This window comes from Fluviibacterium sp. S390 (assembly GCF_049800695.1).
Classification (GTDB): Bacteria; Pseudomonadota; Alphaproteobacteria; order Rhodobacterales; family Rhodobacteraceae; genus Meridianimarinicoccus.
The window spans coordinates 196515-219874 of sequence record NZ_JBNAFN010000005.1; the positions used below are offsets into that span (position 1 = coordinate 196515).

Here is a 23360-nt window from a genome sequence, read left to right on the forward strand (position 1 = left end):
CTCAGGCGGTGGGGTTGCGATAGATCATGCGCCGCACAGACCCGGTTTTCGACCGCATCAGCAGGGTTTCGGTCGTCAGATAGCCCACTTCGCGTTTCAGACCGGCCACCAGCGAACCGTCGGTGACGCCCGTGGCCGCGAAAATCACGTCCTCGGTGACCAGTTCGTCGCGGGTATAGACCTTGTCCAGATCGGTGATGCCGGCCTTGGCGGCGCGGCCACGCTCGTCATCGTTGCGGAACATCAGCTGGCCGTAGATCTGGCCGCCCATGCACTTCAGGGCCGCTGCGGCCAGCACGCCTTCGGGTGCGCCGCCCGAGCCCATGTACATGTCGATGCCGGTGACGGCGGCTTCGGCGCAATGGATCACACCGGCCACATCGCCGTCGGTGATCAGGCGGATGGCGCAGCCGGTGGTGCGTAATTCGGCCACCATGTCGTCATGGCGCGGGCGTTCCAGCGCGCAGACGGTGATGTCGGACGGATCGCAATTCTTGGCCTTGGCCAGGGCCGCGACGCGTTCGGCCGGAGACATGTCCATCGTCACGGTGTCGGGGGCGAAGCCCGGCCCGATGGCCAGCTTGTCCATGTAGACGTCGGGGGCGTGCAGCATCGAGCCGCGCGGCCCCATGGCGATCACGGTCAGCGCGTTGGGCATGTCCTTGGCGGTCAGTGTGGTGCCTTCCAGCGGATCCAGCGCGATGTCCACGGCCGGGCCCGCGCCGGTGCCGACTTCCTCGCCGATATACAGCATCGGGGCTTCGTCCCGTTCGCCTTCACCGATGACCACGACCCCGGCGATGTCGAGCATGTTCAACTGCGTGCGCATGGCGTTGACCGCGGCCTGGTCGGCGGCTTTCTCGTCTCCGCGCCCGATCAGCTTGGCCGAGGCCATGGCGGCCGCTTCGGAAACCCGGGCAAGGCCCAGCGAAAGCATGCGGTCGTTGAAATCTCTGGGTGTGGCCATGGAACGGTCCTCGTCTTGGATGTCTGTCGCCTTGCGGGGGCAGGGCTGGTGAACGGGTTACACTTCTTCGATGCGGATGGCGACGGGCTGTTCCGCCAGCACGCCGGTGGCATCGAACCGGGACATCGCCTGATCCAGTGCTTCGCGCGTGGTTTTATGGGTGACGATCAGCACCGGGGCGCTGCCCTCGGCATGGCCGTACTGACGCATCCGGTCGATCGAAACTCCGGCATCGCCCAGCGTGGTGGCGATCTTGGCCAGCGCGCCGGGTTTGTCCAGCAGGCTCAGGCGCAGGTAGAAGGGGGCCGGGGCCGCGCTGGTGGCTGCCGGGGCATCGGCCAGGCTTGTGGCGGGCTGGCCGAAGACCGGCATCCGCAGGCCGCGGGCAATGTCAATCACGTCGGACATCACCGCAGACGCCGTCGGGCCTTCGCCTGCTCCTGCGCCGCGCAGCACGATCTGGCCGCAGCTGTCGCCTTCGATCACCACCATGTTGGTGGCGCGTTCCAGCCGTCCCAGCGGCGACCCCTTGGGCACAAGGCAGGGCGTCATGCGCTGAACCAGCCCGCGTCCGGTCATCTGCGCCACGCCCAGCAGCTTGACGCGGAAGCCCATGTCCGAGGCGCGGTTGATGTCCTCGATGGTGATGCGGTCGATGCCTTCCAGATGCACGCCGTCGAAATTGACCTTGGTGCCGAAGGCCACCGCCGACAGCAGTGCCAGCTTGTGGCCCGCGTCGATGCCGCCCACGTCCAGGGTCGGGTCGGCTTCCAGATAGCCCAGGTCCGAGGCTTCCTTGAACACCTCGTCATAGCTGAGGCCTGCCTTTTCCATCCGGGTCAGGATGTAATTGCAGGTGCCGTTCATCACGCCCATGATCCGGGTGACCTTGTTGCCAGCCAGGCCTTCGGTCAGTGCCTTGACCACCGGAATGCCCCCGGCAACGGCGGCTTCATAGCGCAGCACGCAGCCATTGGCCTCGGCCAGTTCCGCCAGCTCCTGCCCGTGGACGGCCAGCATCGCCTTGTTGGCGGTGATCACATCCTTGCAGGCGTGCAGCGCGGCTTCGGTGGAGGCCTTGGCCGGACCGTCTTCGCCGCCCATCAGTTCGACCACCACATCCACGTCATCGCGCTTGGCCAGCGCCACCGGATCGTCTTCCCAGCCATAGGTCGACAGATCAACGCCGCGCTCCTTGTGGCGGGTGCGGGCAGAGACGGCCGAGATGGCAATCGGGCGTCCGCAGCGTGCCGACAGCAGGGCGGCATGTTGCTGAACGATCCTGACCACGCCGACGCCGACGGTGCCCAGACCTGCAATTCCAAGACGAAGGGGCTGGCTCATAACTAATCCTCAACTGCCGTCGCGTGACCGCGCTGTTAGCCGCTTCCGGCGGTAACTGCAACGCGATGTCATCGCGGGACGGCGGGCCTGCGCCGGGTTCACGGCGCGTTGCGCAGATCCTCGGCGCGGCGGCGCAGATCCTCGCCGCGCGCGGTCAGTTCGGTCTGGATCGCGTCGGGTTCAGAATCGACCGGGTTGGCGTCCAGAACCGCCAGGGTCGAGCGGATTTCGGGCACCTCCAGCGTTTCGGGCGGCGCGAACAGCGGGTTGTCGTCATAGCCTTCGGGCGCGCAGCCGGACAGACCCACCGCGATCGCCACACCACCGAATATTCTGGTTATGAACATCCGTTCACCTCTTGGCCCTCTCCTGTCTCACCGTTACAACGGCAACCATGGCAAGAACAGCAGGATCCTTCGGCGGCGTCACCGGACCGCGCGTCCTCAGCACAGCACAGCGGCTTTTCGCGCGCCATGGTTACGCGGCGGTGTCGATGCGCCAGATCGCATCCGAAGTGGGGGTGCAGGCGGGTGCTCTTTACAACTACATCCCCGACAAGCAAAGCCTGCTGTTCGACCTGATGCGCACCCACATGGACGAGGTTCTACAGGCCTGGGCGGACGAACCGCGCCCGACCGGCGACCCGCTGGCCGAGCTGGAAGCCTTTGCCCGCTTTCACGTCCGCTTTCACCTGGAACGGCGCGAGGCCGTGTTCATCGCCTATATGGAGTTGCGCAATCTCGATCCCGAGAACCTTGAGGCGCTGTTGCAGCGCCGGAAGGCCTATGAGGAGTCGCTGACCGATATCCTGCGCCGGGCCCGGGCGGCGGGTCTGGTCTCGGTCTCCGACCCCAAGGTGGCGGCCTATGGTGTGATCGCCATGTTGACCGGGGTCCAGACCTGGTTCAAGGATGGCGGCGATCTGAGCCGCGAGATGGTCGCGGACATCTATTGGGAAATGACCCGTGGCGCCGTGGGCGCGACCCGGAGCTGACCCCACCCTATTTCCTGACAGGATCCCTGAATGACCTCCTCTCCCATCGCCACGCTCAACGCCTCGGTCCCGCGCCGCTATCTGGCCGGATTCGTTCTTCTGTCGATCGGCGGGCTGCTGCTGTGGATCGGCCTGACCAAGCCGCCGGCCTCGATCGGCTGGCAGATCTACATGCTGGTGCTGGGCGGGCTGGCCCTGTGGCTGACCGCGCGCTTCTGGCAGGCCACGGCAGGCAGCATCCTGCTGACCCACGAAGGGCTGTTCGACGAAAGCGGGCAATGCCTGGTGCGGCTGGACAATATTGAGAAGGTCGAACGCGGCACCTTCGCCTTCAAGCCTTCGAACGGCTTTCTGCTGGTTCTGAAGGAAAAACTGCCGCGCGGCTGGCAACCGGGCCTTTGGTGGTGTCTGGGCCGGCGCATGGGATTTGGCGGGGTGACACCGCCGTCGCAGGGAAAATTCATGGCCGAGATGCTGGCGATGGAGCTGGCGAAATAGCCGATAGGCGCCGATCTGCACAAAAAAACACCGAAATGAAAACTTTAGGGTGGCCCCGTTAGGTATCTCTGCCAAGGATTGGACAAGCGCGATTCCAAGAACGTGCTGCCCTGCGACAGACAGAGAGGTCATCGAACCATGCCCGACGGAATCATCAAGGAACCGAGCTTTCGCGAATCCGTGGATCTGATGTTCAACAGGGCCGTGTCCCTGATGGATCTGGAACCGGGTCTGGAAGAGAAGATCCGCGTCTGCAATGCCACCTACACCGTGCGTTTCGGGGTGCGCCTGCGCGGCAAGATGCACACCTTCACCGGCTACCGGTCGGTTCATTCCGAACATATGGAGCCGGTCAAGGGCGGCATCCGTTATTCGCTGGGGGTACATCAGGACGAGGTCGAGGCGCTGGCGGCGCTGATGACCTATAAATGCGCGCTGGTGGAAACCCCGTTCGGCGGCTCGAAAGGCGGGCTGTGCATCGATCCGCGCGAATGGGAAGAGCATGAACTGGAACGGATCACCCGACGCTTTGCCTATGAGCTGGCCAAGCGCGACCTGATCAACCCCTCGCAGAACGTGCCGGCCCCCGACATGGGCACGGGCGAGCGCGAGATGGCCTGGATCGCCGACCAGTACCGCCGCATGAACACCACCGACATCAATGCCGCTGCCTGCGTGACCGGCAAGCCGCCCCATGCGGGCGGCATCGCCGGCCGGGTCGAGGCCACCGGGCGCGGCGTGCAATACGCCCTGCGCGAGTTCTTCCGGCATCCCGAAGACGTGGCCCTGGCCGGGCTTTCGGGCAAGCTGGACGGCAAGCGCGTGATCGTGCAGGGGCTGGGCAACGTGGGCTACCACGCCGCCCATTTCCTTGAGACCGAGGATGGCGCGAAGATCACCGGCATCATCGAACATGACGGCGCGCTGTTCTCGCCCAACGGGCTGGACGTGGACGCCGTGCGCGCCTGGATCGTGAAATACGGCGGCGTCACCGGCTATCCGGACGCCACCCACACCAGCGATGGCGGCACCGTTCTGGAGCAGGAGTGCGACATCCTGATCCCGGCCGCGCTGGAAGGGGTGATCCATCTGGGCAATGTGGCCAACATCAAGGCGCCGCTGATCATCGAGGCCGCCAATGGTCCGATCACCGCCGGGGCCGACGAATACCTGCGCGAAAAGGGCACCGTCATCATTCCCGACATGTATGCCAACGCCGGTGGTGTGACGGTCAGTTACTTCGAATGGGTCAAGAACCTCAGCCACATCCGCTTTGGCCGGATGCAGCGGCGCCAGGAAGAAGCGCGCCACCAGCTGGTGGTGGACGAGTTGGAGCGGCTGGACAAATACCTTGGCGATGCCTGGTCCATGACACCGGATTTCAAGCAGAAGTACCTGCGCGGCGCGGACGAGCTGGAACTGGTGCGCTCGGGTCTGGATGACACCATGCGTACCGCCTATCAATCGATGCGCGAGGTCTGGCATGGCCGCGATGATGTCACCGACCTGCGGGTGTCGGCCTATCTGGTGGCGATCCACCGGGTCGCGGACAGCTATCGCGCGGCGGGTCTCTGACGCGCGGGACCGCTGGACAGGGCGCAGGCTTGGGTCAATATAGGGACCATGAGTCTGCCCCCCGGTTTCCTTGAAGAACTGCGCACCCGCACCAGCCTGTCTGGGGTCGTGGGGCGCAAGGTTCTGTGGGATGCCCGCAAGTCCAACCCCGGACGCGGCGACATGTGGGCGCCGTGTCCTTTCCACGAGGAAAAGACCGCCAGCTTCCATGTCGACGACCGCAAGGGGTTCTATTACTGCTTCGGGTGTCAGGCCAAGGGCGACGCGATCAGCTTCCTGCGCGAAACCGAGAACATGGATTTCATGGAGGCAGTGCGGGCGCTGGCCTCGGACGCGGGCATGACCGTGCCCGAGAACTCGCCGCAAGAGCGTGAACGCGCCGAGCGCCGCAACACCCTGACCGATGTGATGGAAGAAGCGGTGCGCTTCTTCCGGCGGCAACTGTCCGGCGGCGGCGCGGCACAAGCGCGGGCCTATCTGGAGCGTCGCGGCCTGGACGCCGCCGCGCTGGACCGGTTCGAGATCGGCTTTGCCCCCAACGGGCGGCAGGTCTTGCAGCAGCATCTGGTGGGCAAGGGGATTTCCTTTGACCAGATGGCGGCGGCGGGTCTGGCGCGCAGCCCGCAGGATGGCCGTGGCAGCCCCTATGACGTGTTTCGCGATCGCATCATCTTTCCGATCCGCGATCCGCGCGGGCGCTGCATCGCTTTCGGGGGCCGCGCCATGGCGGCGGATGCGCAGGCCAAGTACCTGAATTCGCCCGACACCGACCTGTTCGACAAGAGCCGCACGCTTTACAATCACGGGCCCGCTCGCACCGTTTCGGGCAAGGATCACCCGCTGGTGGTGGCCGAAGGCTACATGGATGTGATCGCCCTGTGCCGCGCCGGGTTCGAGGGTGCGGTGGCGCCGCTGGGCACCGCCGTCACCGAACATCATCTGCAAATGCTGTGGCGCATGTCGCCAGAGCCGATCCTTGCACTGGACGGTGACACCGCCGGGGTGCGGGCCGCGATGCGGGTGATCGACCGGGCGCTGCCGCTGCTGGAAGCCGGGCGCGGGCTGCGCTTCTGTCTGATGCCGCAGGGCAAGGATCCCGACGATCTGATCCGCGAGCAGGGGCGGGAGGCAATGCAGACGGCGCTGGACAGTGCTTGCCCGATGATCGACCTGCTGTGGCGGCGCGAGACCGAGGGCAAGAGCTTCGACGGCCCCGACCGCCGCGCCGCGCTGGACGCCCGCTTGCAGCAACTGGTCGGGCAGATCCCCGACAAGACCGTGCAGCATCACTACCGCACCGCGCTGCGCGACTTGCAATGGCAGGCATTCCGCCCGCCGCGCAAGGCCCGCGCCGCGTTCCGGGCCGACCCCAAGCCGGTGCCCAGCTCGTCCACCCGCAACTCGTTGCTGGCAGGCTCCGATGGGCGCACCGAAGTTGCGCTGCGCGAGGCGGTGATCCTGGCCACGGTGATCTCGACCCCCGAGGCGCTGGACGAGGTGGCCGATACCCTGGCCGAGATGAGCTTTGCCGGACCCGATCATCAACGCATTCTGGATGCGGTGCTGATGTGGCACATGCGGCAGGAAAACGACCTGCGCGCGCAGGTTCTGGCTGCGGTCGGGGCCCAGTGCCTTGAAAAGCTGTTCACGCAGGGCCATGTGGCAGTAGCCCCCGCCGTGCGTGCGCCCGGCAACCTTGAGATCGCCGAAATGTGCCTGTCCGAGGAACTGCCAAAACTGCAAAGCCGCGCCGGGCTGGAACACGAACTGCGCGAGGCCGTGGAATCCCCGCAGGCGATCCCGGCGGACCGGCTGGCCTGGCGTCTGGCCAAGGCCAGCGAGGCGCGCAATCAGGCCGACCGCAGCGTGCTGGACGACCGCACCGAATACGACACCGGCGCCAATGGCGCGAAACTGAACCGGGATGAGAAAGAGGCGTTTGGCAAACTGATAGACCGAATCAGCTTCTCCAAACCGAAGCGCAGGTAGGCAAACCATGCGTTTTGGTGAGGAAATCCCAAAAAAAAACAGTTAGACGGAAGACCGAATCACTTGGGCGTACTATGTGATTCCATGAGACCCGTCGCGAATCAGCGAATCCACCGAGGAGCCCCGCATGGCAGCCAAAGACGCCGACGATCGTAAGCAAGACGAGACCGAAGCAGAGCCGATGCTGGACATGAGCCAGACAGCGGTCAAGAAGATGATCGCCGAAGCCAAGGATCGCGGCTTCATCACCTACGATCAGCTCAACCAGGTGCTGCCCCCCGATCAGGTCTCGTCGGAACAGATCGAGGACGTGATGTCGATGCTGTCCGAAATGGGCATCAACATCATCGAGGAGGAAGAAGCCGAAGACGCGGACACCAGCAAGTCCACCGGCCTGACCACCACCTCAAGCTCGCGCGAAGTCACGGTTGCGCAGACCGAAACCGAAAAGCTGGATCGTACCGACGATCCGGTGCGCATGTACCTGCGCGAAATGGGCTCGGTCGAGCTTTTGTCGCGCGAAGGCGAGATCGCCATCGCCAAGCGGATCGAGGCCGGGCGCAACACGATGATCGCGGGCCTGTGCGAAAGCCCGCTGACCTTCCAGGCGATCACCATCTGGCGCGACGAACTTCTGTCCGAAGACATTCTTCTGCGCGATGTGATCGATCTGGAAACCACCTTCGGCAACGCCATGGACGAAGACGGCGAGGAAGAGACCACGCCCGTTGTCGCGCCGGTCAATGCCGATGGTACGGCCAAGCCTGCCGAGGGCACGCAGGCGCAGGAACTGGATGCCGACGGCAACCCGATCCAGGCCGATGATGACGACGACGAGGACGATCAGGCCAACATGTCGCTGGCCGCAATGGAAGCGGCGCTGAAGCCGCGGGTTCTGGAAACCCTCGACCGCATTGCCGACGACTATGAACAACTGTCCGAGTTTCAGGACCAGCGGATCTCGGCCACGCTGAACGAGGATGAAAGCTTCTCGGCCTCGGAAGAGGCGCGCTATCAGAAGCTGCGCTCGGAAATCGTGGAGCTGGTCAACAGCCTGCATCTGCACGCCAACCGGATCGAAGCGCTGATCGACCAGCTGTACGGCATCAACCGCCGGATCATGTCCATCGACAGCTCGATGGTGAAGCTGGCGGATCAGGCGCGGATCAATCGGCGCGATTTCATCGACGCCTACCGCGGCTACGAACTGGATCCGAACTGGATCGAGCGGATGCAGGAAAACCCCGGCCGGGGCTGGCAGGCGCTGTTCGAACGCTCGCTGCCCAAGGTTGAAGAACTGCGCTCGGAAATGGTGCAGGTCGGCCAATACGTCGGTCTCGACATCAGCGAATTCCGTCGCATCGTCCAGCAGGTCCAGAAGGGCGAGAAGGAAGCCCGTCAGGCCAAGAAGGAAATGGTCGAAGCGAACCTGCGGCTGGTGATCTCGATCGCCAAGAAATACACGAACCGCGGCCTGCAATTCCTTGATCTCATTCAGGAAGGCAACATCGGCCTGATGAAGGCGGTGGACAAGTTCGAATACCGCCGGGGCTACAAGTTCTCGACCTATGCGACGTGGTGGATCCGCCAGGCGATCACCCGATCCATCGCGGATCAGGCGCGGACCATCCGGATTCCGGTCCATATGATCGAAACAATCAACAAGCTGGTCCGCACCGGCCGCCAGATGCTGCACGAGATCGGTCGCGAGGCGACACCGGAAGAACTGGCCGCCAAGCTGCAGATGCCGCTGGAAAAGGTTCGCAAGGTGATGAAGATCGCCAAGGAACCGATCAGCCTTGAAACCCCCATCGGGGACGAGGAAGACAGCCAACTGGGCGATTTCATCGAGGACAAGAACGCCGTTCTGCCGCTGGACAGCGCCATTCAGGACAACCTGAAGGAAACCACCACGCGGGTTCTGGCCAGCCTCACCCCGCGCGAGGAACGGGTTCTGCGGATGCGGTTTGGCATCGGCATGAACACGGATCACACGCTGGAAGAGGTGGGCCAGCAGTTCAGCGTGACCCGCGAACGGATCCGCCAGATCGAAGCCAAGGCGCTGCGCAAGCTCAAGCATCCCTCGCGGTCGCGGAAATTGCGCTCGTTCCTCGATCAATAGTCGGGCCTTGTCCTTGAATGTGATCTCGCGCCCGCTGGTAACCCGGCGGGCGTATGCTATTTTACCTGCAACAGATCGTGGAGCAGTCGTATGAAACTCAAGGCCGTCACCGCCTTTACCCTCCTGACCCTGGGAGCCTGCAGCGGAGCCGACACAAGCGGCATCTTCATGGCCGCAAACGGCTACCGTGTCTTGCCAACGGCGGATCCCAACCGGTTTGAAGTGCTGGCACGGGCCGGGGCCGGCGGGTCGGATTACTACTGCGCGGCGGCGGACTATGCGTTTCGCCGTCTGGATGCGAGCCCGGCCGACCGGGTGGTTGTTCAGTCGTCGCCGTCAGTCGGTCAGCGCACCGGATCGCTCAGCGCCTTTTTCTCGGTCGCAAAGCAGGGCAGCGTGCCGCGCTCCAACACGCTCCATTACAGCATGCAGCCCGGCCAGAACGCGCAGATCGGTCTGGCACGCCAGAACTGCCGAAAGAACACGTTCAAGAATGACAACGACTAGGTCCACAACGGTTGCGGCTTGTGGTGGTGAGTTGACCAAACACTAAGGGTGGCGTTGCCCCGCAAGAGGCGGTAGACTTTTTGCGAGGGCGCGCAACCCGGCGCGTCGCTGGACGATTGGGAGACGCCCATGCGCTGTCCGTTTTGCGGCAATGTCGACACCCAGGTGAAGGATTCACGCCCCGCCGAGGATCATGTAGCGATCCGCAGGCGGCGCTTCTGTCCCGAATGCGGCGGCCGGTTCACCACCTATGAACGGGTGCAATTGCGCGATCTCGTGGTGGTCAAATCCAATGGCCGGCGCGAGGATTTCGACCGCGACAAGCTGGAACGCTCGATCCGCATCGCCCTGCAGAAGCGACCGGTTGAGCCTGATCGCGTCGAGAAAATGATCTCGGGCATCGTGCGGCGGCTGGAATCGCTGGGCGAGCAGGACATTCCCTCGCGCGCCATCGGCGAGATCGTGATGGAAACCCTGGCCCGGATCGACACTGTGGCCTACGTCCGGTTTGCCAGCGTTTACAAGAACTTCCAGGCTGCGGATGATTTCGACAAGTTCGTGTCGGAACTGCGCCCGGATCATCCCAAGGACAAGTGATCCGGTGACAACGGCGGATCAGCGCCACATGCGCCACGCGCTGACCCTTGGCGCGCGGGGGTTGGGCCGGTGCTGGCCAAACCCGGCGGTGGGCTGCGTGATCGTGCGTGAGGGGCGGATTGTCGGCCGGGGCTGGACCCAGCCCGGCGGGCGCCCCCATGCCGAGGCCGTTGCCCTTGCGCAGGCGGGCGCCGCGGCGCGCGGGGCCACAGCCTATGTCACGCTGGAGCCCTGTGCCCATACCGGCAAGACACCGCCCTGCGCCGACGCGCTGGTGGCGGCTGGCATTGCCCGGGTTGTGGTGGCCCTGCGCGATCCCGACCCGCGCGTGGATGGCGGCGGGCTGGCCCGGTTGCGCGCTGCGGGCCTGATCGTCGATGTCGGGGTTTGCGCGCGTGAGGCTGCGGCCAGCCACGCCGGTTTCCTGCGCCGCATCCGTGATGGCCGCCCCATGGTGACGCTGAAACTGGCCAACAGCTTCGACGGGCGGATCGCAACGCAGACCGGCGACAGCCAATGGATCACCGGCCCCGCCGCGCGGCGGCTGGTACATCTGGAACGGGCCGCCCATGACGCGGTGCTGGTGGGCGGTGGCACGGCGCGCGACGACGATCCCTCGCTGACCGTGCGCGGTCTGGGCATCTCGCATCAGCCCGTGCGGGTCGTGGCTTCGACACGCTTGGATCTGCCGCGCGACGGCCTGCTGGCGCGCACTGCAAGGCAGGTGCCGGTCTGGCTGCTGCACGGGGCAGGGGCGGACCCGGATCGCGTGTCGGCATGGACGGACCTGGGCGCGCACTGCCTGTCCGTGGAAACTGGCCCGGATGGCCCTCTTGATCCCGCAGCCTGCCTGCGGGCGCTGGGGCAGGCCGGTCTGACGCGCGTGTTTTGCGAGGGCGGCGGACAGTTCGCGGCGGCGCTGCTGCGTGCCGACTTGGTGGATCGCCTGATCGGTTTTACCGCCGGGGTGGCGATCGGGGCCGAGGGCCGGCCCTCGCTGGGGGCCATGGGCCTGACCGCGCTGCGGGGCGCACCGCGCTTCCATCTGAGCGACAGCCGTGCCATTGAGGGGGACGTGTTGCATGTCTGGCTGCGCCCAGGCGCGGACCAGTCCTGAGCCGGGAGAGTGCCCTTGTCCGTCATCGTTTCCGTGCAAGAGCTGCACAAGTCCTATGCCGACGGCTTCGAGGCGCTGAAAGGCGTCAATCTTGAAATCGAGGAAGGCGAGATTCTGGCGCTGCTGGGGCCGAACGGCGCGGGCAAGACGACCCTGATCTCGACCATCTGCGGCATCGCCATCCCCACCTCGGGCAAAATCACCGTCGGCGGACACGACGTGATCGACGACTTTCGCGGCGCCCGCCAGATGATCGGTCTTGTGCCGCAGGAAGTGGCGCTGGAACCCTTCGCCCGTGTCAGTGCGACGGTGGCCTTCTCGCGGGGCCTGTTCGGCAAGAACCCGAAGGATCCGATTGTCGAGGACGTGCTGCGGCAACTGTCGCTGTGGGACAAGCGCAACGCTTCTACCCGTGAATTGTCGGGCGGCATGCGGCGCCGGGTGCTGATCGCCAAGGCGCTGGCGCATGAGCCACGGGTGCTGTTCCTGGATGAACCCACCGCCGGCGTCGACGTGGAACTGCGCCGCGACATGTGGGACATCGTCCGCCGTCTGAAGGCGCAGGGCGTGACCATCATCCTGACCACCCATTACATCGAGGAGGCCGAGGCCATCGCCGACCGCATCGGTGTCATCAACGACGGCCGGATCCTGCTGGTCGAGGAAAAGGCCACCCTGATGGAACGACTGGGCAAGAAGCAGCTGCGGCTGGAGTTGCGCGAACCGGCGGACACTCTGCCCGACACCCTGTCGGACTATGCGCTGGAACGGGTCGAGGATGGCAACGCCCTGATTTACACCTATGACGTCATGGCCGAACGCAGCGGCATCACCCGGCTGTTGTCGGACCTGTCGGACGCAGGCCTGCATTTGCGGGATCTGCAAACCAGCCAAAGCTCTCTGGAAGATATCTTCGTGGATCTGGTGAAGGATCGCCCATGAACCCGCAAGCCATCCTGACCATGTATCGCTTCGAAATGGCCCGGTTTTTCCGCACCCTGTCGCAAAGCCTGATTTCGCCGGTGCTGTCGACTTCGTTGTATTTCGTGGTCTTCGGCGCCGCCATCGGCTCGCGCATCGACGAGGTCGAGGGCGTGGATTACGGCGCTTTCATCGTGCCGGGGCTGATCATGCTCAGCGTGATGACCCAGTCGATCTCGAACGCCTCCTTCGGGATCTACTTTCCGAAGTTCATGGGCACGATCTATGAACATCTGTCGGCGCCGGTGACATTCCTGGAAATCGTCATTGGCTACGTCGGCGCGGCGGCCACCAAGTCGTTCCTGATCGGCATCATCATCCTTCTGACGGCCTTCTTCTTCGTGGATCTCGACATCCAGCACCCGATCGCGATGCTGCTGTTCCTGATGCTGACCTGCCTGTCGTTCAGCCTTCTGGGCTTCATCATCGGCATCTGGGCCGACAATTTCGAACAGTTGCAACTGATCCCGTTGCTGGTGATCACGCCGCTGGTGTTTCTGGGGGGCAGTTTCTATTCGATCACCATGCTGCCGCCGTTCTGGCAGGGCGTGTCGCTGTTCAACCCGGTGGTCTATCTGATCTCGGGTTTCCGCTGGTCGTTCTTCGGGGCTTCGGATGTGGCTGTCGGGTGGAGCCTTCTGGCCATCGCCGGGTTTACCGCGATCTGCCTTGGTGTGGTCTGGTGGATCTTCAAGACCGGTTATCGCCTGCGCGACTGAGCCGCCAACCGCCGCGGTCTATCCCAGCGCCGGGCGCGCCCAGGCCGGCAGGCGCGTGTTCTGCACCAGCGACACCGATGGCGCATAGCGTCCGCCCAGGGCCAGCGTCGCCATGCGCAGCATCTCGATCCCCTCGTCGGATTTCGCGGGCAGCGAGGCCGGGGAAATCGGCTCTCCGACGGTGATGCGATAGGGCTGGCGGTGCTTGTTCAGCGTCTCGTGGAACAGGGTGATGTCGCGCAGGGTCGGGTGGATCAGGTCGAACAGGTAGAACAGCGCCGAGTTGCGCGCCCGCACGTTGACCGGGATCACCGGCAGGTCGAACTTGCGCGCGATCATCGCCGCCGAGGCCATCCACGGCCGTTCGTACAGCTTCAGCCCGCGCCGCTTGGCCAGGCGGCCGGACGGGAAGATGACGCCAAGCCGCCCCTGTTCCACCGCCTTGCGGGTATAGGCCATGGTCTCGCGGGTCTTGGCATGGCTGCGCTTTTCCTTGCGCCATTCGACCGGCGCGATCAGCGTCTCCATCTGCGGCAGCACCTTCAGGATATCGCTGTTGGCGTAGAAATAGCTGTCCTGCCGGATGCCGCTCAGCACCGAATGCAGAATGATGCCATCGGCGATGCCGGTGGGGTGGTTGGCCACGATCAGGGCCGCGCCCTGCCGGGGTATATTCTCCAGCCCCGAGACCTGAACATCCTTGGCCAGCATTTCGCCCATGGTGCCCATGATCACGTCCATGGGCTTGTCTTCCAGGTATTCGCCCAGGCGGATGGTCTTGTTGTAGCCCAGCATTCCCGTCAACAGAATCCGCGAAGGCGCAGACCACGGATGGCCCGCGTAAAGCCACGGGGCGCGTTCTTCGATCAGGGGGTCGATTCTGTCTTTCATCGGGGCACCCAACCACGGTTTTGCAAAGCCGGTGTGACGCAAGTCTACCGCAACACCCTGCACGGTTCCATCCACGCGAACACGATGGCGGGCAGGGCGGCAGTAAACCGCGCCCTGCTGCAGTCTTAGCCCGCCAGAATTCGTGTGACCATCTCTTTGGTATCCCGCGACAAAACCGGGACTGCGGCGATCTTTTCCAGGGCGTCGCGCATCAGCGCCTGACGATCGGCATCATAGTGTTTCCAAGTCCCGAAGGCGGTGGTCATGCGGGCCGTGGTCATCGGGTTCAGGCGATCCAGACGGATCAGCCAGTCCGCCATCAGCGCATACCCCTCGCCCGAGGGATCGTGGAACCCCGCAAGGTTGCTGGAGAACCCGCCAAAGACCGCGCGGAAGCGATTGGGGTTCTCCCATGTGAAATCCGGATGCTCGGTCAGGCGGCGCACGGTTGCGACGGCCTGCGCCGGTGGGGTCAGGCCGGATTGCAGGCCGAACCACTTGTCCAGAACCAGGCGCTCGTGCTGCCACTGGCTGTGGAAATGCTCCAGCGCGTCGTGGGCGGCATCGATACGTTGCAGCGCCGACAAGGCGGCCATTTGCTGTGTCATGTTGGCAGCTTCAGAATATTGCACTTTGGCCCGCGCGCCCGCGTCGGTGCGGCTGAGCAGCGCCAGCGCCCCATTGGCCAGCGCCCGCTTGCCCGCGTCCTCGGCCACGGGGCGGTAGGGGCCGGGCACCTGATGCGCATCGAACAGCGCCACCAGATCCGCCTGCAGATGGGTGGCCATGGCGGTTTCCATGGCTGTCAGTGCGTCATGGATGGCCAGCGGATCGGGCACATGGCCCGCGTCGAACAGGGCCTGCGTCAGGTCCTGCTGGCTGGGCAGACGCAGCACCAGCGCCCGGAACGCCGGGTCCAGACTGTCGTCGGCCAGCAGCGCCTGAAGCGCCTCCAGATAGGCCGGATCGGGCGCGGCCCGGTCGGTCAGCATTGCCAGCAGCGCGTGACGCGCCAGCGCCCGCCCGGCTTCCCAGCGGTTGAACGGGTCGGTGTCATGGGCCAGCAGCAGGCGCTTTTGCGCGGCCGTCAGGGGGTGGTGCAGGTTCACCGGGGCCGAAAAGCCGCGCAGGATCGACGGCACCGGACGTGTGGACAGACCGTTGAAGGTGAAGCTCTGCCGGGCCTCGGTCACTTCCAGCACGCGGGTCGGCACCACTTCGGTGCCATCGGTGTCCAGCAGGCCGACGGCGATGGGAATGACCATGGGCGGCTTGTCGGTCTGGCCCGGCGTGTCTGGAACGCTTTGCTGGAAGGTCAGCGCATAGGTGCCATCGGTCCAGTCGTCGGTGACTTTCACATGCGGTGTACCGGCGGTGGAATACCAAAGCTTGAACTGGCTCAGATCCCGGCCCGAGACGTCTTCGAAAACCTTCAGCCAATCCTCGATGGTGCAGGCCTGCCCGTCGTGCCGGTCGAAATACAGGTCCAGCGCCTTGGCATAGGTGGCGTCGCCCACCAGCCGGTGCAGCATGCCGATCACCTCGGCGCCCTTGTCATAGACCGTGGCGGTGTAGAAATTGTTGATCTCGACAAAGCTCTCGGGGCGGACCGGATGGGCCAGCGGGCCGCCGTCCTCGCGGAACTGGGCACTGCGCAGCACCAGCACATCGTCGATCCGCTTCACCGGCTCCGAGCGCACGTCCTTGGTGAACTGCTGGTCGCGATAGACCGTCAGACCTTCCTTCAGGCACAGCTGGAACCAGTCGCGGCAGGTGATGCGGTTGCCGGTCCAGTTGTGGAAATACTCGTGCGCGATGATCGACTCGATGCGTTCGAAATTCGCGTCCGTGGCGGTTTCAGGACTGGCCAGAACGGCGGCAGAGTTGAAGATGTTCAGCCCCTTGTTCTCCATCGCGCCGGCGTTGAAATCATCCACCGCCACGATGTTGAACACGTCCAGATCGTATTCGCGGCCATAGACGCGCTCGTCCCACGCCATCGAGGTTTTCAGAGCTTCCATCCCGAAGGCGCATTTGTCCTGATCGCCGTCGCGCACCCAGATCGCCAGGTCCACCGATGTCCCCGAGGCGGTTGTGAAACTGTCGCGATGGGCGTGCAGATCGCCCGCCACCAGGGCGAACAGATAGGCCGGTTTCGGCCAGGGATCGTCCCATTCGGCCCAGCCGTCGCCGGCGGCGGCCGGATTGCCGTTGGACAGCAGCACCGGCAGATCGCTTTCGATGCGCACCGTAAACGGCGCCATCACGTCGGGGCGGTCGGGGTAGTAGGTGATCTTGCGGAACCCTTCGGCCTCGCATTGCGTGCAATACATGCCGTTGGACATGTACAGCCCTTCCAGCGCCTTGTTGGCCTCGGGATTGATCTCGACCTCGGCTTCCCAGACGAAAGGGGCGTCGGGCACCGGGCAGGTCAGGCCGTCGCCGGTCAGCGTCGGGGTCACTTCGGTGCCGTCGATGGTGGCGCGGATCAGGGTCAGATCCTGTCCGTGCAGGGTGAACGGGCCGGGCGCGTCGGGGTTGGGCCGGAAGGCGATGCGCGACAGCACCCGCGTTGCCGTGGGATGCAGGCGGAAGGTCAGCTCGACGCGATCCACCTGGAAGGCCGGCGGGGTGTAATCGGCCAGAAAGATCGGTTGCGCGCTGTCTTTGGTCATGTCCTGCTCCTTTTGGCCGCCTCGTGTCAGGTGTATCCTGTTGCCGCGCCGGTACAAGGGGCGGCGGCTTGAAGCCTCCTGACAGAATGCTGTCAGGAGGGGTGTGTCACAACGGGCATGTCACCAACTCCGAGGAAAGGATCAACCATGAGCTTCACGCCGGATCATGCCACCGTCTGGATCGAAATCCCCGTCACCGATCTGGGCAAATCCATCGCCTTCTACGAAGCCGCCACGGGCGGCAAGCTGGAACGCCAGCAGATGGGCCCCAATGAGACCGCCGTTTTCCAGACCGCTGACCCTGCGGGCGGTGTCGCGGGGCATCTGTACGAAGGCAAGCCAGCCGCGCAGGGGCAGGGGCCGACCATCCATCTGGCCATTGCGGGCACGCTGGAAGAGGCACTGGAACGTCTGCGCAAGGCCGGCGGCACGGTTCTGTCGGACCCGATCCCGATCCCGGCGGGCCGGTTCGCCTATTGCCAGGATCTTGACGGCAACTCCATCGGCCTGTTCGAGGGCACCTGATGCGTCGGGCCGACCGCCTGTTCCAGATCGTGCAGTATCTGCGGGGCGGTCGGCTGACCACGGCGGCCGCCCTGGCCGCACGCCTTGAGGTGTCCGAACGCACCATCTATCGCGATATTGCCGATCTGCAATCCACCGGCGTGCCGGTCGAGGGCGAGGCCGGCATCGGTTATGTGATGCGCGAAGGCTTCGACCTGCCGCCGCTGATGTTCACCCGCGACGAGATCGTGGCGCTGGTGGCCGGGGCGCGTCTGTTGCGCGCCTGGGGCGGCGCCAGCATGGCCCGCAGCGCCGAGGAAGCCCTGGTCAAGATCGAGGCGGTCCTGCCCGAGGCCGAGCGCGACCGCGCCCGGCAGGTGCAGATCCATTCCTTCGCGCCGGAGATGACCGAGGCCATCGCCTTGCGGCTGGATGACATCGAGGCCGCGATCGAGAGCCGCCAACGGCTCGAACTGTCCTATATGGACGTCGAGGGTGCGCAGACGACACGCACCATCCGGCCGCTGGGCCTGTGGTTCTGGGGCAAGGTCTGGACCCTGGTCGCCTGGTGCGAATTGCGGCAGGACTTCCGCATGTTCCGGGTCGACCGAATTGCCAGCAGCACCCCGGCCGGCACCTTCCGACCCGAGCACGGCCGCACCTTGCAGGACTTTTTCCGAATGATGGAACATTGCCCGCCGTTCTGACAGGCTGCGGAACAATCGGGCCGAAAAAAAACGCGCCGCCCAGTCGTGGCAGTGATCTCGACGCGCCAATCAAAACCGAATACGGTTGAGCGTCGTAGCTTCGCGAGGTTCCCATGACGCGCCCGATGGTCGGCATTATCGGTAATTCCTACCTGTTGAATGACCAGTACCCGGCCCATGCCGGTGGCACCATGAACTCGCAGGCCATTGCCGAGGTGTCCGGCGCCATGCCGTTGCTGATCCCCGCCGATCCGCGCTTTGTCTCGGTCGAGGAACTGTTGGCGAATTTCTCGGGCTTCCTGTTCACCGGTGGACGACCCAACATCCATCCCGAGGAATACGGCGAGGCCGAGACCGAAGCCCATGGCGCGTTCGACCGTGCCCGCGATGCGATCACCCTGCCGCTGATCCGCGCCTGCGTCGAGCGCGGCCAGCCCTTCCTTGGCATCTGCCGCGGGTTCCAGGAGGTCAATGTCGCCCTGGGCGGCAGCCTGCATCCGGAAATCCGCGATCTGCCGGGGCGGATGAACCACCGGATGCCGCCCGATGGCACGCTGCACGAGAAGTTCGAATTGCGCCACACCGTCCGCTTCACCGACAACGGGCCGTTCAACCGCCTTCTTGGCACGCGCGAAGTTTTCACCAACACGTTGCACGGGCAGGGCGTGAAAACCCCCGGTCCGCGCATCGTCATCGATGGCTGGGCCGAGGACGAGACGCCCGAGGCGCTCTATGTGCGCGATGCGCCCGGCTTCACCCTGTCGGTGCAATGGCATCCGGAATGGAACGCGGCCAACGATCCGGTCTCGCGCCCCCTGTTCGAAGCCTTTGGCGCGGCGGTGCGCGACTGGGCCTTGGGTCAGCGCAGCGGCAGTTTGCGCAGCGCCTGAAGCGGCTTTTCCATGATCGCGTTGTCCAGCTTCTGGCCCCGGATTTCGACGGTCTGATGCGTGACCAGCCGCCAGCCCATGCGCTGAAAGAACGGCTGCGCCCTGAGACTGGCCTCGGTCGTCAGGCGGGACAGGCCGCGCGCCTGCGCTTCGGCCAGAACCCTGTCGTGCAAGGCGTCGGCGACACCTTGGCCCATGACACGCGGCAGCACGAATGCCAGATCCAGATGGCCGTCGCGACCCAGTGTCATGAACCCCACAGGATTGTCGTGCTGTTCCGCGACGAAGGTCAGGTGATCGCCCAAACGGTCGCCCCAATCGGGTGGGCAATGCTGCGCCGCGCCCGACCACGCGTCCCGCTGTGCTGCTGAATATTGCGCTTGTGCGCCGACCTGCACGGCTTCGACGAAAATCCGGCGCAGCGCGGGTGCATCGGTGGCGAAATAGGGACGAACGCGGGTCATGGAGCATCCTTTCCAGCCTGCCTGCGCAGGCGCAAGCGAAACTCGGTCGATTGGGACGCGTGTCGGTCATCCGGATCAGGTGGGCTTCTCCTTCTTTGGTCTACAATTGCTGCACTGCGGCTATTTGTGTTTGAAATATTCGCCTGAGCCGTCTAAGAGACGGGAAATATTGTTGCGCCAGCCCCGGCGCGGAACAGGTGAATCGGACCGATCGCTATGGACCTGCTGTCAAAATGGCTCGATTGGCCGCCACTCTGGCTGGCGCTGTTCCTTGGGCTCGCGCGGGTCCAGTCGCAAAGCCTGCCCCTGGGTGGGTTTCCTGGTGCCGGCTTCGATCTGTTGGCCGGTCTGTGTATCGGCGCGGGGCTGATCGTGATGGCGCTGGCCGTGCTGGAACTTCGGCGTCAGCGCACAACGATCGTGCCGCACCGCGTACCGGACCAACTGGCGCAGGAAGGCATCTTCCGGCGCAGTCGCAACCCGATCTATCTGGGCGACACGCTGGTTCTGGTGGGGTTCGTCCTCTACTGGGACGCCGTGCCGTCGCTTCTGCTGGTGCCGTTGTTCATGTGGGTGATCACCGATCGGTTCATCCAGAAGGAAGAGGCGGCAATGGCCGAGAAATTCGGACCGCAGTTTGATGCCTACGCTGCGAAAACAAGACGCTGGATCTGAGACTTGCGGGGCGCGGCCCCGGACGCAACATCTGAAGGGAGTTGGAGTTTTGAAGTTAGGAGTACCCAAGGAGTTATATCCTGGCGAGTGTCGGGTTGCCTTGACGCCGCAGTCTGCGGGTCAGTTGGGCAAGCTGGGCTATGCGTGTCTGGTTGAGTCCGGGGCCGGGGCTGCGGCGGGGATTTCGGATGCGGCCTATGCCGCGGCCGGGGTCGAGGTCGTGGCGGATGCGGCGGCGCTGTATGCGGGCGCCGACATCGTGGCCAAGGTGCGGCCTCCGGAAGAATCCGAGGTGGATCTGCTGCGCGAGGGGCAGATCCTGATCTCGTTCTTCTGGCCGGCGGCGAACGAGGCGCTGATGGCGCGCGCGAAGGATCGCGGCGCCACGGTGATCGCCATGGACATGGTGCCGCGGATCAGCCGGGCCCAGAAGATGGACGCGCTGAGCTCGATGGCCAATATCGCGGGCTACCGCGCGGTGATCGAGGCGGGCGCCAACTTCGGCCGCTTCTTCACCGGCCAGGTGACGGCGGCGGGCAAGGTGCCCCCCGCGAAGGTTCTGGTGGTGGGGGCCGGCGTGGCCGGGCTGGCGGCGATCGGGGCGTCGACCTCGCTGGGCGCGATCACCCTGGCCTTCGACGTGCGGCCCGAGGTGGCCGAGCAGATCGAATCGATGGGGGCGGAGTTCGTCTACCTCGAGTTCGACGAGGAACAGACCGACGGCGCGGCGACGGGCGGCTATGCGGCGCCCTCGAGCCCCGAGTTCCGCGAGGCGCAGCTGGCCAAGTTCCGCGAGCTGGCCCCGGAGGTGGACATCGTCATCACCACGGCGCTGATCCCGAACCGGCCGGCGCCGAAGCTGTGGACCGAGGACATGGTCGGGCTGATGAAGCCGGGCTCGGTGATCGTTGATCTGGCGGCCGAGCGTGGCGGCAACTGCGACCTGACGGTTCCGGACGAGAAGATCGTGACCGACAATGGCGTGACCGTGGTCGGCTACACCGATTTCCCCAGCCGGATGGCGGCGCAAAGCTCGACGCTTTATGCCACCAACATCCGCCACATGATGACCGATCTGACGCCCGGCAAGGACGGTCAGCCGGTGGTCAACATGGAAGATGACGTGATCCGCGGCGCCACGGTGACCCACGCGGGCGAGATCACCTTCCCGCCGCCGCCGCCGAAGATCGCGGCAATCGCGGCGCAGAAGCCCAAGGAAAAGCCCAAGGAACTGACGCCGGAAGAGAAGAAGGCCCGGGAAGTGGCCGCCTTCAAGGCCGCCACCAAACAGCAGGTGACCCTGCTGGGGGTGGGCGCGGCCTTGATGCTGATCGTGGGCGCCTTTGCCCCGGCCAGTTTCATGGCGCATTTCATCGTCTTCGTTCTGGCCTGTTTCGTGGGCTTCCAGGTGATCTGGAACGTCAGCCACAGCCTGCACACGCCCTTGATGGCGGTGACCAATGCAATCTCGGGCATCGTGATCCTGGGCGCCCTTCTGCAGGTCGGGTCCGGCAACTGGCTGGTGGTTCTGCTGGCGTCGATCTCGATCCTGATTGCCACGATCAACATCGTCGGCGGCTTCCTGGTGACACGCCGGATGCTGGCAATGTTCCAGAAATCCTGAGGAGTTCAGTGACATGAGTATCGGACTTGTTTCGGCGGCCTATATCGCTGCCGCCGTTCTGTTCATCCTGAGCCTCGGGGGGCTCTCGGGCCAGGAGAGCGCCAAGCGCGCGATCTGGTACGGGATCGTGGGCATGGCCTTTGCCGTGGTCGCGACGATCTTCGGGCCAGGCATGGGCAACTATTTCATCGTGATCCTGATGGTGGCGCTTGGCGCCATCGCCGGCACCATCGTGGCCAAGCGGGTCGAGATGACCGAGATGCCGCAACTGGTGGCGGCGCTGCACAGTTTCGTCGGTCTTGCGGCGGTCTTCATCGGGCTCAACGCCGACCTGGAACTGGGCGCGGTGACCGCGCTGAAGGAGGCCGGCGGCGACCTGAGCGCGCTGGCGGGCTTCGCGGCCACCCTGGCCAAGAAGACCAGCGTCGAGATCGGCATCCTGAAGACCGAGGTGTTCCTTGGCATCTTCATCGGGGCGGTGACCTTCACCGGGTCGGTCGTGGCCTTCGGCAAGCTGGCGGGCAAGGTCGACGGCAAGCCCAAACAGCTGCCCGGCGGGCATATGCTGAACGCGGCGTCGCTGGCGCTGTGCGTTCTGCTGGGGATCATGTATATCGCCGGCGCGGGCATCTGGACCATGGTGCTGGTGACGCTGATCGCGGGCTTCATCGGCTACCATCTGATCATGGGCATCGGCGGCGCCGACATGCCGGTGGTGGTGTCGATGCTGAACAGCTACTCGGGGTGGGCCGCGGCCGCCATCGGCTTCACGCTGGGCAACGATCTGCTGATCGTGACTGGCGCGCTGGTGGGCTCTTCGGGGGCGATCCTGAGCTACATCATGTGCAAGGCGATGAACCGGGCCTTCGTGTCGGTGATCCTGGGCGGCTTTGGCGGCACCTCGGGGCCGCAGATGGCGGTCGAGGGCGAGATGATCGCCACCGATGCCGACAGCGTCGCCGCGGCCCTGAACGATGCCGACGAGATCATCATCATCCCCGGCTACGGGATGGCGGTGGCCCAGGCCCAGCAATCGGTGAGCGAGCTGACCAAGCGCCTGCGCGCCAAGGGCAAGACTGTGCGGTTTGCGATCCATCCGGTTGCCGGACGCCTCCCTGGTCACATGAACGTTCTGCTGGCCGAAGCGCGGGTGCCCTACGACATCGTTATGGAAATGGACGAAATCAATGAAGATTTCCCCAAGACCGACGTGGCGATCGTGATCGGCTCGAACGACATCGTGAACCCGGCCGCACAAGACGACCCCAACAGCCCCATCGCCGGGATGCCGGTGCTGGAATGCTGGAAGGCGAAACAGGTGTTCGTGTCCAAACGCGGCCAGGGCACCGGCTATTCGGGCATCGAGAACCCGCTGTTCTTCAAGGACAACACGCGGATGTTCTACGGCGACGCCAAGAAAAGCCTCGACGACTTGCTTACCCGCATCGACTGACAACACACCCCAGGCCCCGGACAAAACCCGGGGCCTGATGGCAGAAACCCAACCCCCGAAGGGGGGG

General features: G+C 64.7%; 22 protein-coding genes. 16 read left to right on the forward strand and 6 right to left on the reverse strand.

Annotation, left to right across the window (positions count from 1 at the left end):
- Position 1 precedes the first annotated feature (1 nt).
- The 3 genes from glpX to ACP15K_RS06270 form a co-directional block, all read right to left on the reverse strand.
- Entirely contained in the window at positions 2–967 is a 966-nt protein-coding gene (gene glpX, locus ACP15K_RS06260; protein WP_193142358.1) for a class II fructose-bisphosphatase, read from the reverse strand.
- A 57-nt stretch (positions 968–1024) separates the two neighbouring features.
- Positions 1025–2311 (reverse strand): homoserine dehydrogenase, encoded by a 1287-nt coding sequence (locus ACP15K_RS06265; protein ID WP_193142357.1) that lies wholly within the window; start codon positions 2309–2311, stop codon positions 1025–1027.
- 98 nt (positions 2312–2409) lie between these two features.
- Positions 2410–2658 (reverse strand): hypothetical protein, encoded by a 249-nt coding sequence (locus ACP15K_RS06270; RefSeq protein ID WP_193142356.1) that lies wholly within the window; start codon positions 2656–2658, stop codon positions 2410–2412.
- A gap of 47 nt (positions 2659–2705) precedes the next feature.
- On the opposite strand from ACP15K_RS06270, the gene ACP15K_RS06275 reads away from it, so the two are divergent.
- The 10 genes from ACP15K_RS06275 to ACP15K_RS06320 all read left to right on the forward strand — a co-directional run bounded on the left by ACP15K_RS06275 (position 2706) and on the right by ACP15K_RS06320 (position 13410).
- Positions 2706–3305, forward strand: coding sequence for a TetR/AcrR family transcriptional regulator (locus ACP15K_RS06275; protein ID WP_193142355.1), 600 nt, complete (start codon positions 2706–2708; stop codon positions 3303–3305).
- Between the two features lie 30 nt (positions 3306–3335).
- Positions 3336–3803, forward strand: a complete 468-nt coding sequence (locus ACP15K_RS06280; protein WP_193142354.1) for a hypothetical protein — start codon at positions 3336–3338, stop codon at positions 3801–3803.
- 138 nt (positions 3804–3941) lie between these two features.
- The gene (locus ACP15K_RS06285) at positions 3942–5378 is read left to right on the forward strand and encodes a Glu/Leu/Phe/Val family dehydrogenase (RefSeq protein ID WP_193142353.1); all 1437 of its coding nucleotides are present in this window, start codon (positions 3942–3944) and stop codon (positions 5376–5378) included.
- Between the two features lie 48 nt (positions 5379–5426).
- Positions 5427–7367, forward strand: a complete 1941-nt coding sequence (gene dnaG / locus ACP15K_RS06290; RefSeq protein WP_424990080.1) for a DNA primase — start codon at positions 5427–5429, stop codon at positions 7365–7367.
- A 127-nt stretch (positions 7368–7494) separates the two neighbouring features.
- Positions 7495–9489: an RNA polymerase sigma factor RpoD gene (gene rpoD, locus ACP15K_RS06295; protein ID WP_193142351.1), complete on the forward strand. Its 1995-nt coding sequence runs from the start codon at positions 7495–7497 to the stop codon at positions 9487–9489.
- Between the two features lie 90 nt (positions 9490–9579).
- Positions 9580–9996 (forward strand): hypothetical protein, encoded by a 417-nt coding sequence (locus ACP15K_RS06300; protein WP_424990081.1) that lies wholly within the window; start codon positions 9580–9582, stop codon positions 9994–9996.
- 129 nt (positions 9997–10125) lie between these two features.
- On the forward strand, positions 10126–10593 hold the full coding sequence (gene nrdR / locus ACP15K_RS06305) for a transcriptional regulator NrdR (RefSeq protein ID WP_193142349.1): 468 nt from the start codon (positions 10126–10128) through the stop codon (positions 10591–10593).
- Positions 10594–10597: 4 nt separating this feature from the next.
- Positions 10598–11710 carry a bifunctional diaminohydroxyphosphoribosylaminopyrimidine deaminase/5-amino-6-(5-phosphoribosylamino)uracil reductase RibD gene (gene ribD / locus ACP15K_RS06310; RefSeq protein WP_424990082.1) on the forward strand — a complete coding sequence of 371 codons (1113 nt, stop codon included), beginning with the start codon at positions 10598–10600 and terminating at the stop codon, positions 11708–11710.
- Positions 11711–11725: 15 nt separating this feature from the next.
- Positions 11726–12652, forward strand: a complete 927-nt coding sequence (locus ACP15K_RS06315; protein WP_424990083.1) for an ABC transporter ATP-binding protein — start codon at positions 11726–11728, stop codon at positions 12650–12652.
- Positions 12649–13410: an ABC transporter permease gene (locus ACP15K_RS06320; protein ID WP_193142347.1), complete on the forward strand. Its 762-nt coding sequence runs from the start codon at positions 12649–12651 to the stop codon at positions 13408–13410. Before ACP15K_RS06315 ends, ACP15K_RS06320 begins: the two co-directional genes overlap by 4 nt.
- A gap of 18 nt (positions 13411–13428) precedes the next feature.
- On the opposite strand, the gene ACP15K_RS06325 is transcribed toward ACP15K_RS06320, so the two are convergent.
- Both ACP15K_RS06325 and pepN read right to left on the reverse strand, forming a co-directional pair.
- Positions 13429–14301: a lysophospholipid acyltransferase family protein gene (locus ACP15K_RS06325; protein WP_424990084.1), complete on the reverse strand. Its 873-nt coding sequence runs from the start codon at positions 14299–14301 to the stop codon at positions 13429–13431.
- A 125-nt stretch (positions 14302–14426) separates the two neighbouring features.
- Positions 14427–16976 (reverse strand): aminopeptidase N, encoded by a 2550-nt coding sequence (gene pepN / locus ACP15K_RS06330; protein WP_424990085.1) that lies wholly within the window; start codon positions 16974–16976, stop codon positions 14427–14429.
- A gap of 147 nt (positions 16977–17123) precedes the next feature.
- Here pepN and ACP15K_RS06335 point away from each other — a divergent pair, with 147 nt between their 5' ends.
- The 3 genes from ACP15K_RS06335 to ACP15K_RS06345 all read left to right on the forward strand — a co-directional run bounded on the left by ACP15K_RS06335 (position 17124) and on the right by ACP15K_RS06345 (position 19077).
- Complete coding sequence (locus ACP15K_RS06335) at positions 17124–17501, forward strand: VOC family protein (protein WP_424990086.1); 378 nt, start codon at positions 17124–17126, stop codon at positions 17499–17501.
- Complete coding sequence (locus ACP15K_RS06340; RefSeq protein WP_424990087.1) at positions 17501–18187, forward strand: helix-turn-helix transcriptional regulator; 687 nt, start codon at positions 17501–17503, stop codon at positions 18185–18187. The genes ACP15K_RS06335 and ACP15K_RS06340 overlap by 1 nt, the downstream gene beginning before the upstream one ends.
- A gap of 113 nt (positions 18188–18300) precedes the next feature.
- Positions 18301–19077: a gamma-glutamyl-gamma-aminobutyrate hydrolase family protein gene (locus ACP15K_RS06345; RefSeq protein ID WP_193142342.1), complete on the forward strand. Its 777-nt coding sequence runs from the start codon at positions 18301–18303 to the stop codon at positions 19075–19077.
- Here the strand turns inward: ACP15K_RS06345 and ACP15K_RS06350 are convergent.
- Complete coding sequence (locus ACP15K_RS06350; protein ID WP_424990088.1) at positions 19047–19541, reverse strand: GNAT family N-acetyltransferase; 495 nt, start codon at positions 19539–19541, stop codon at positions 19047–19049. The two genes, ACP15K_RS06345 and ACP15K_RS06350, sit on opposite strands and share 31 nt — an antisense overlap.
- A 216-nt stretch (positions 19542–19757) precedes the next feature.
- Here ACP15K_RS06350 and ACP15K_RS06355 point away from each other — a divergent pair, with 216 nt between their 5' ends.
- Genes ACP15K_RS06355 through ACP15K_RS06365 form a run of 3 tightly spaced genes read left to right on the forward strand, consistent with a single transcriptional unit; the run spans position 19758 to position 23293 of the window.
- A complete protein-coding gene (locus ACP15K_RS06355; protein WP_193142340.1) occupies positions 19758–20216 on the forward strand; it encodes a methyltransferase family protein in 459 nt (152 codons plus the stop codon).
- Positions 20217–20265: 49 nt separating this feature from the next.
- Positions 20266–21840, forward strand: coding sequence for a Re/Si-specific NAD(P)(+) transhydrogenase subunit alpha (locus ACP15K_RS06360; protein WP_424990089.1), 1575 nt, complete (start codon positions 20266–20268; stop codon positions 21838–21840).
- Between the two features lie 13 nt (positions 21841–21853).
- Positions 21854–23293 (forward strand): NAD(P)(+) transhydrogenase (Re/Si-specific) subunit beta, encoded by a 1440-nt coding sequence (locus ACP15K_RS06365; RefSeq protein ID WP_424990090.1) that lies wholly within the window; start codon positions 21854–21856, stop codon positions 23291–23293.
- Positions 23294–23360: the final 67 nt, after the last annotated feature.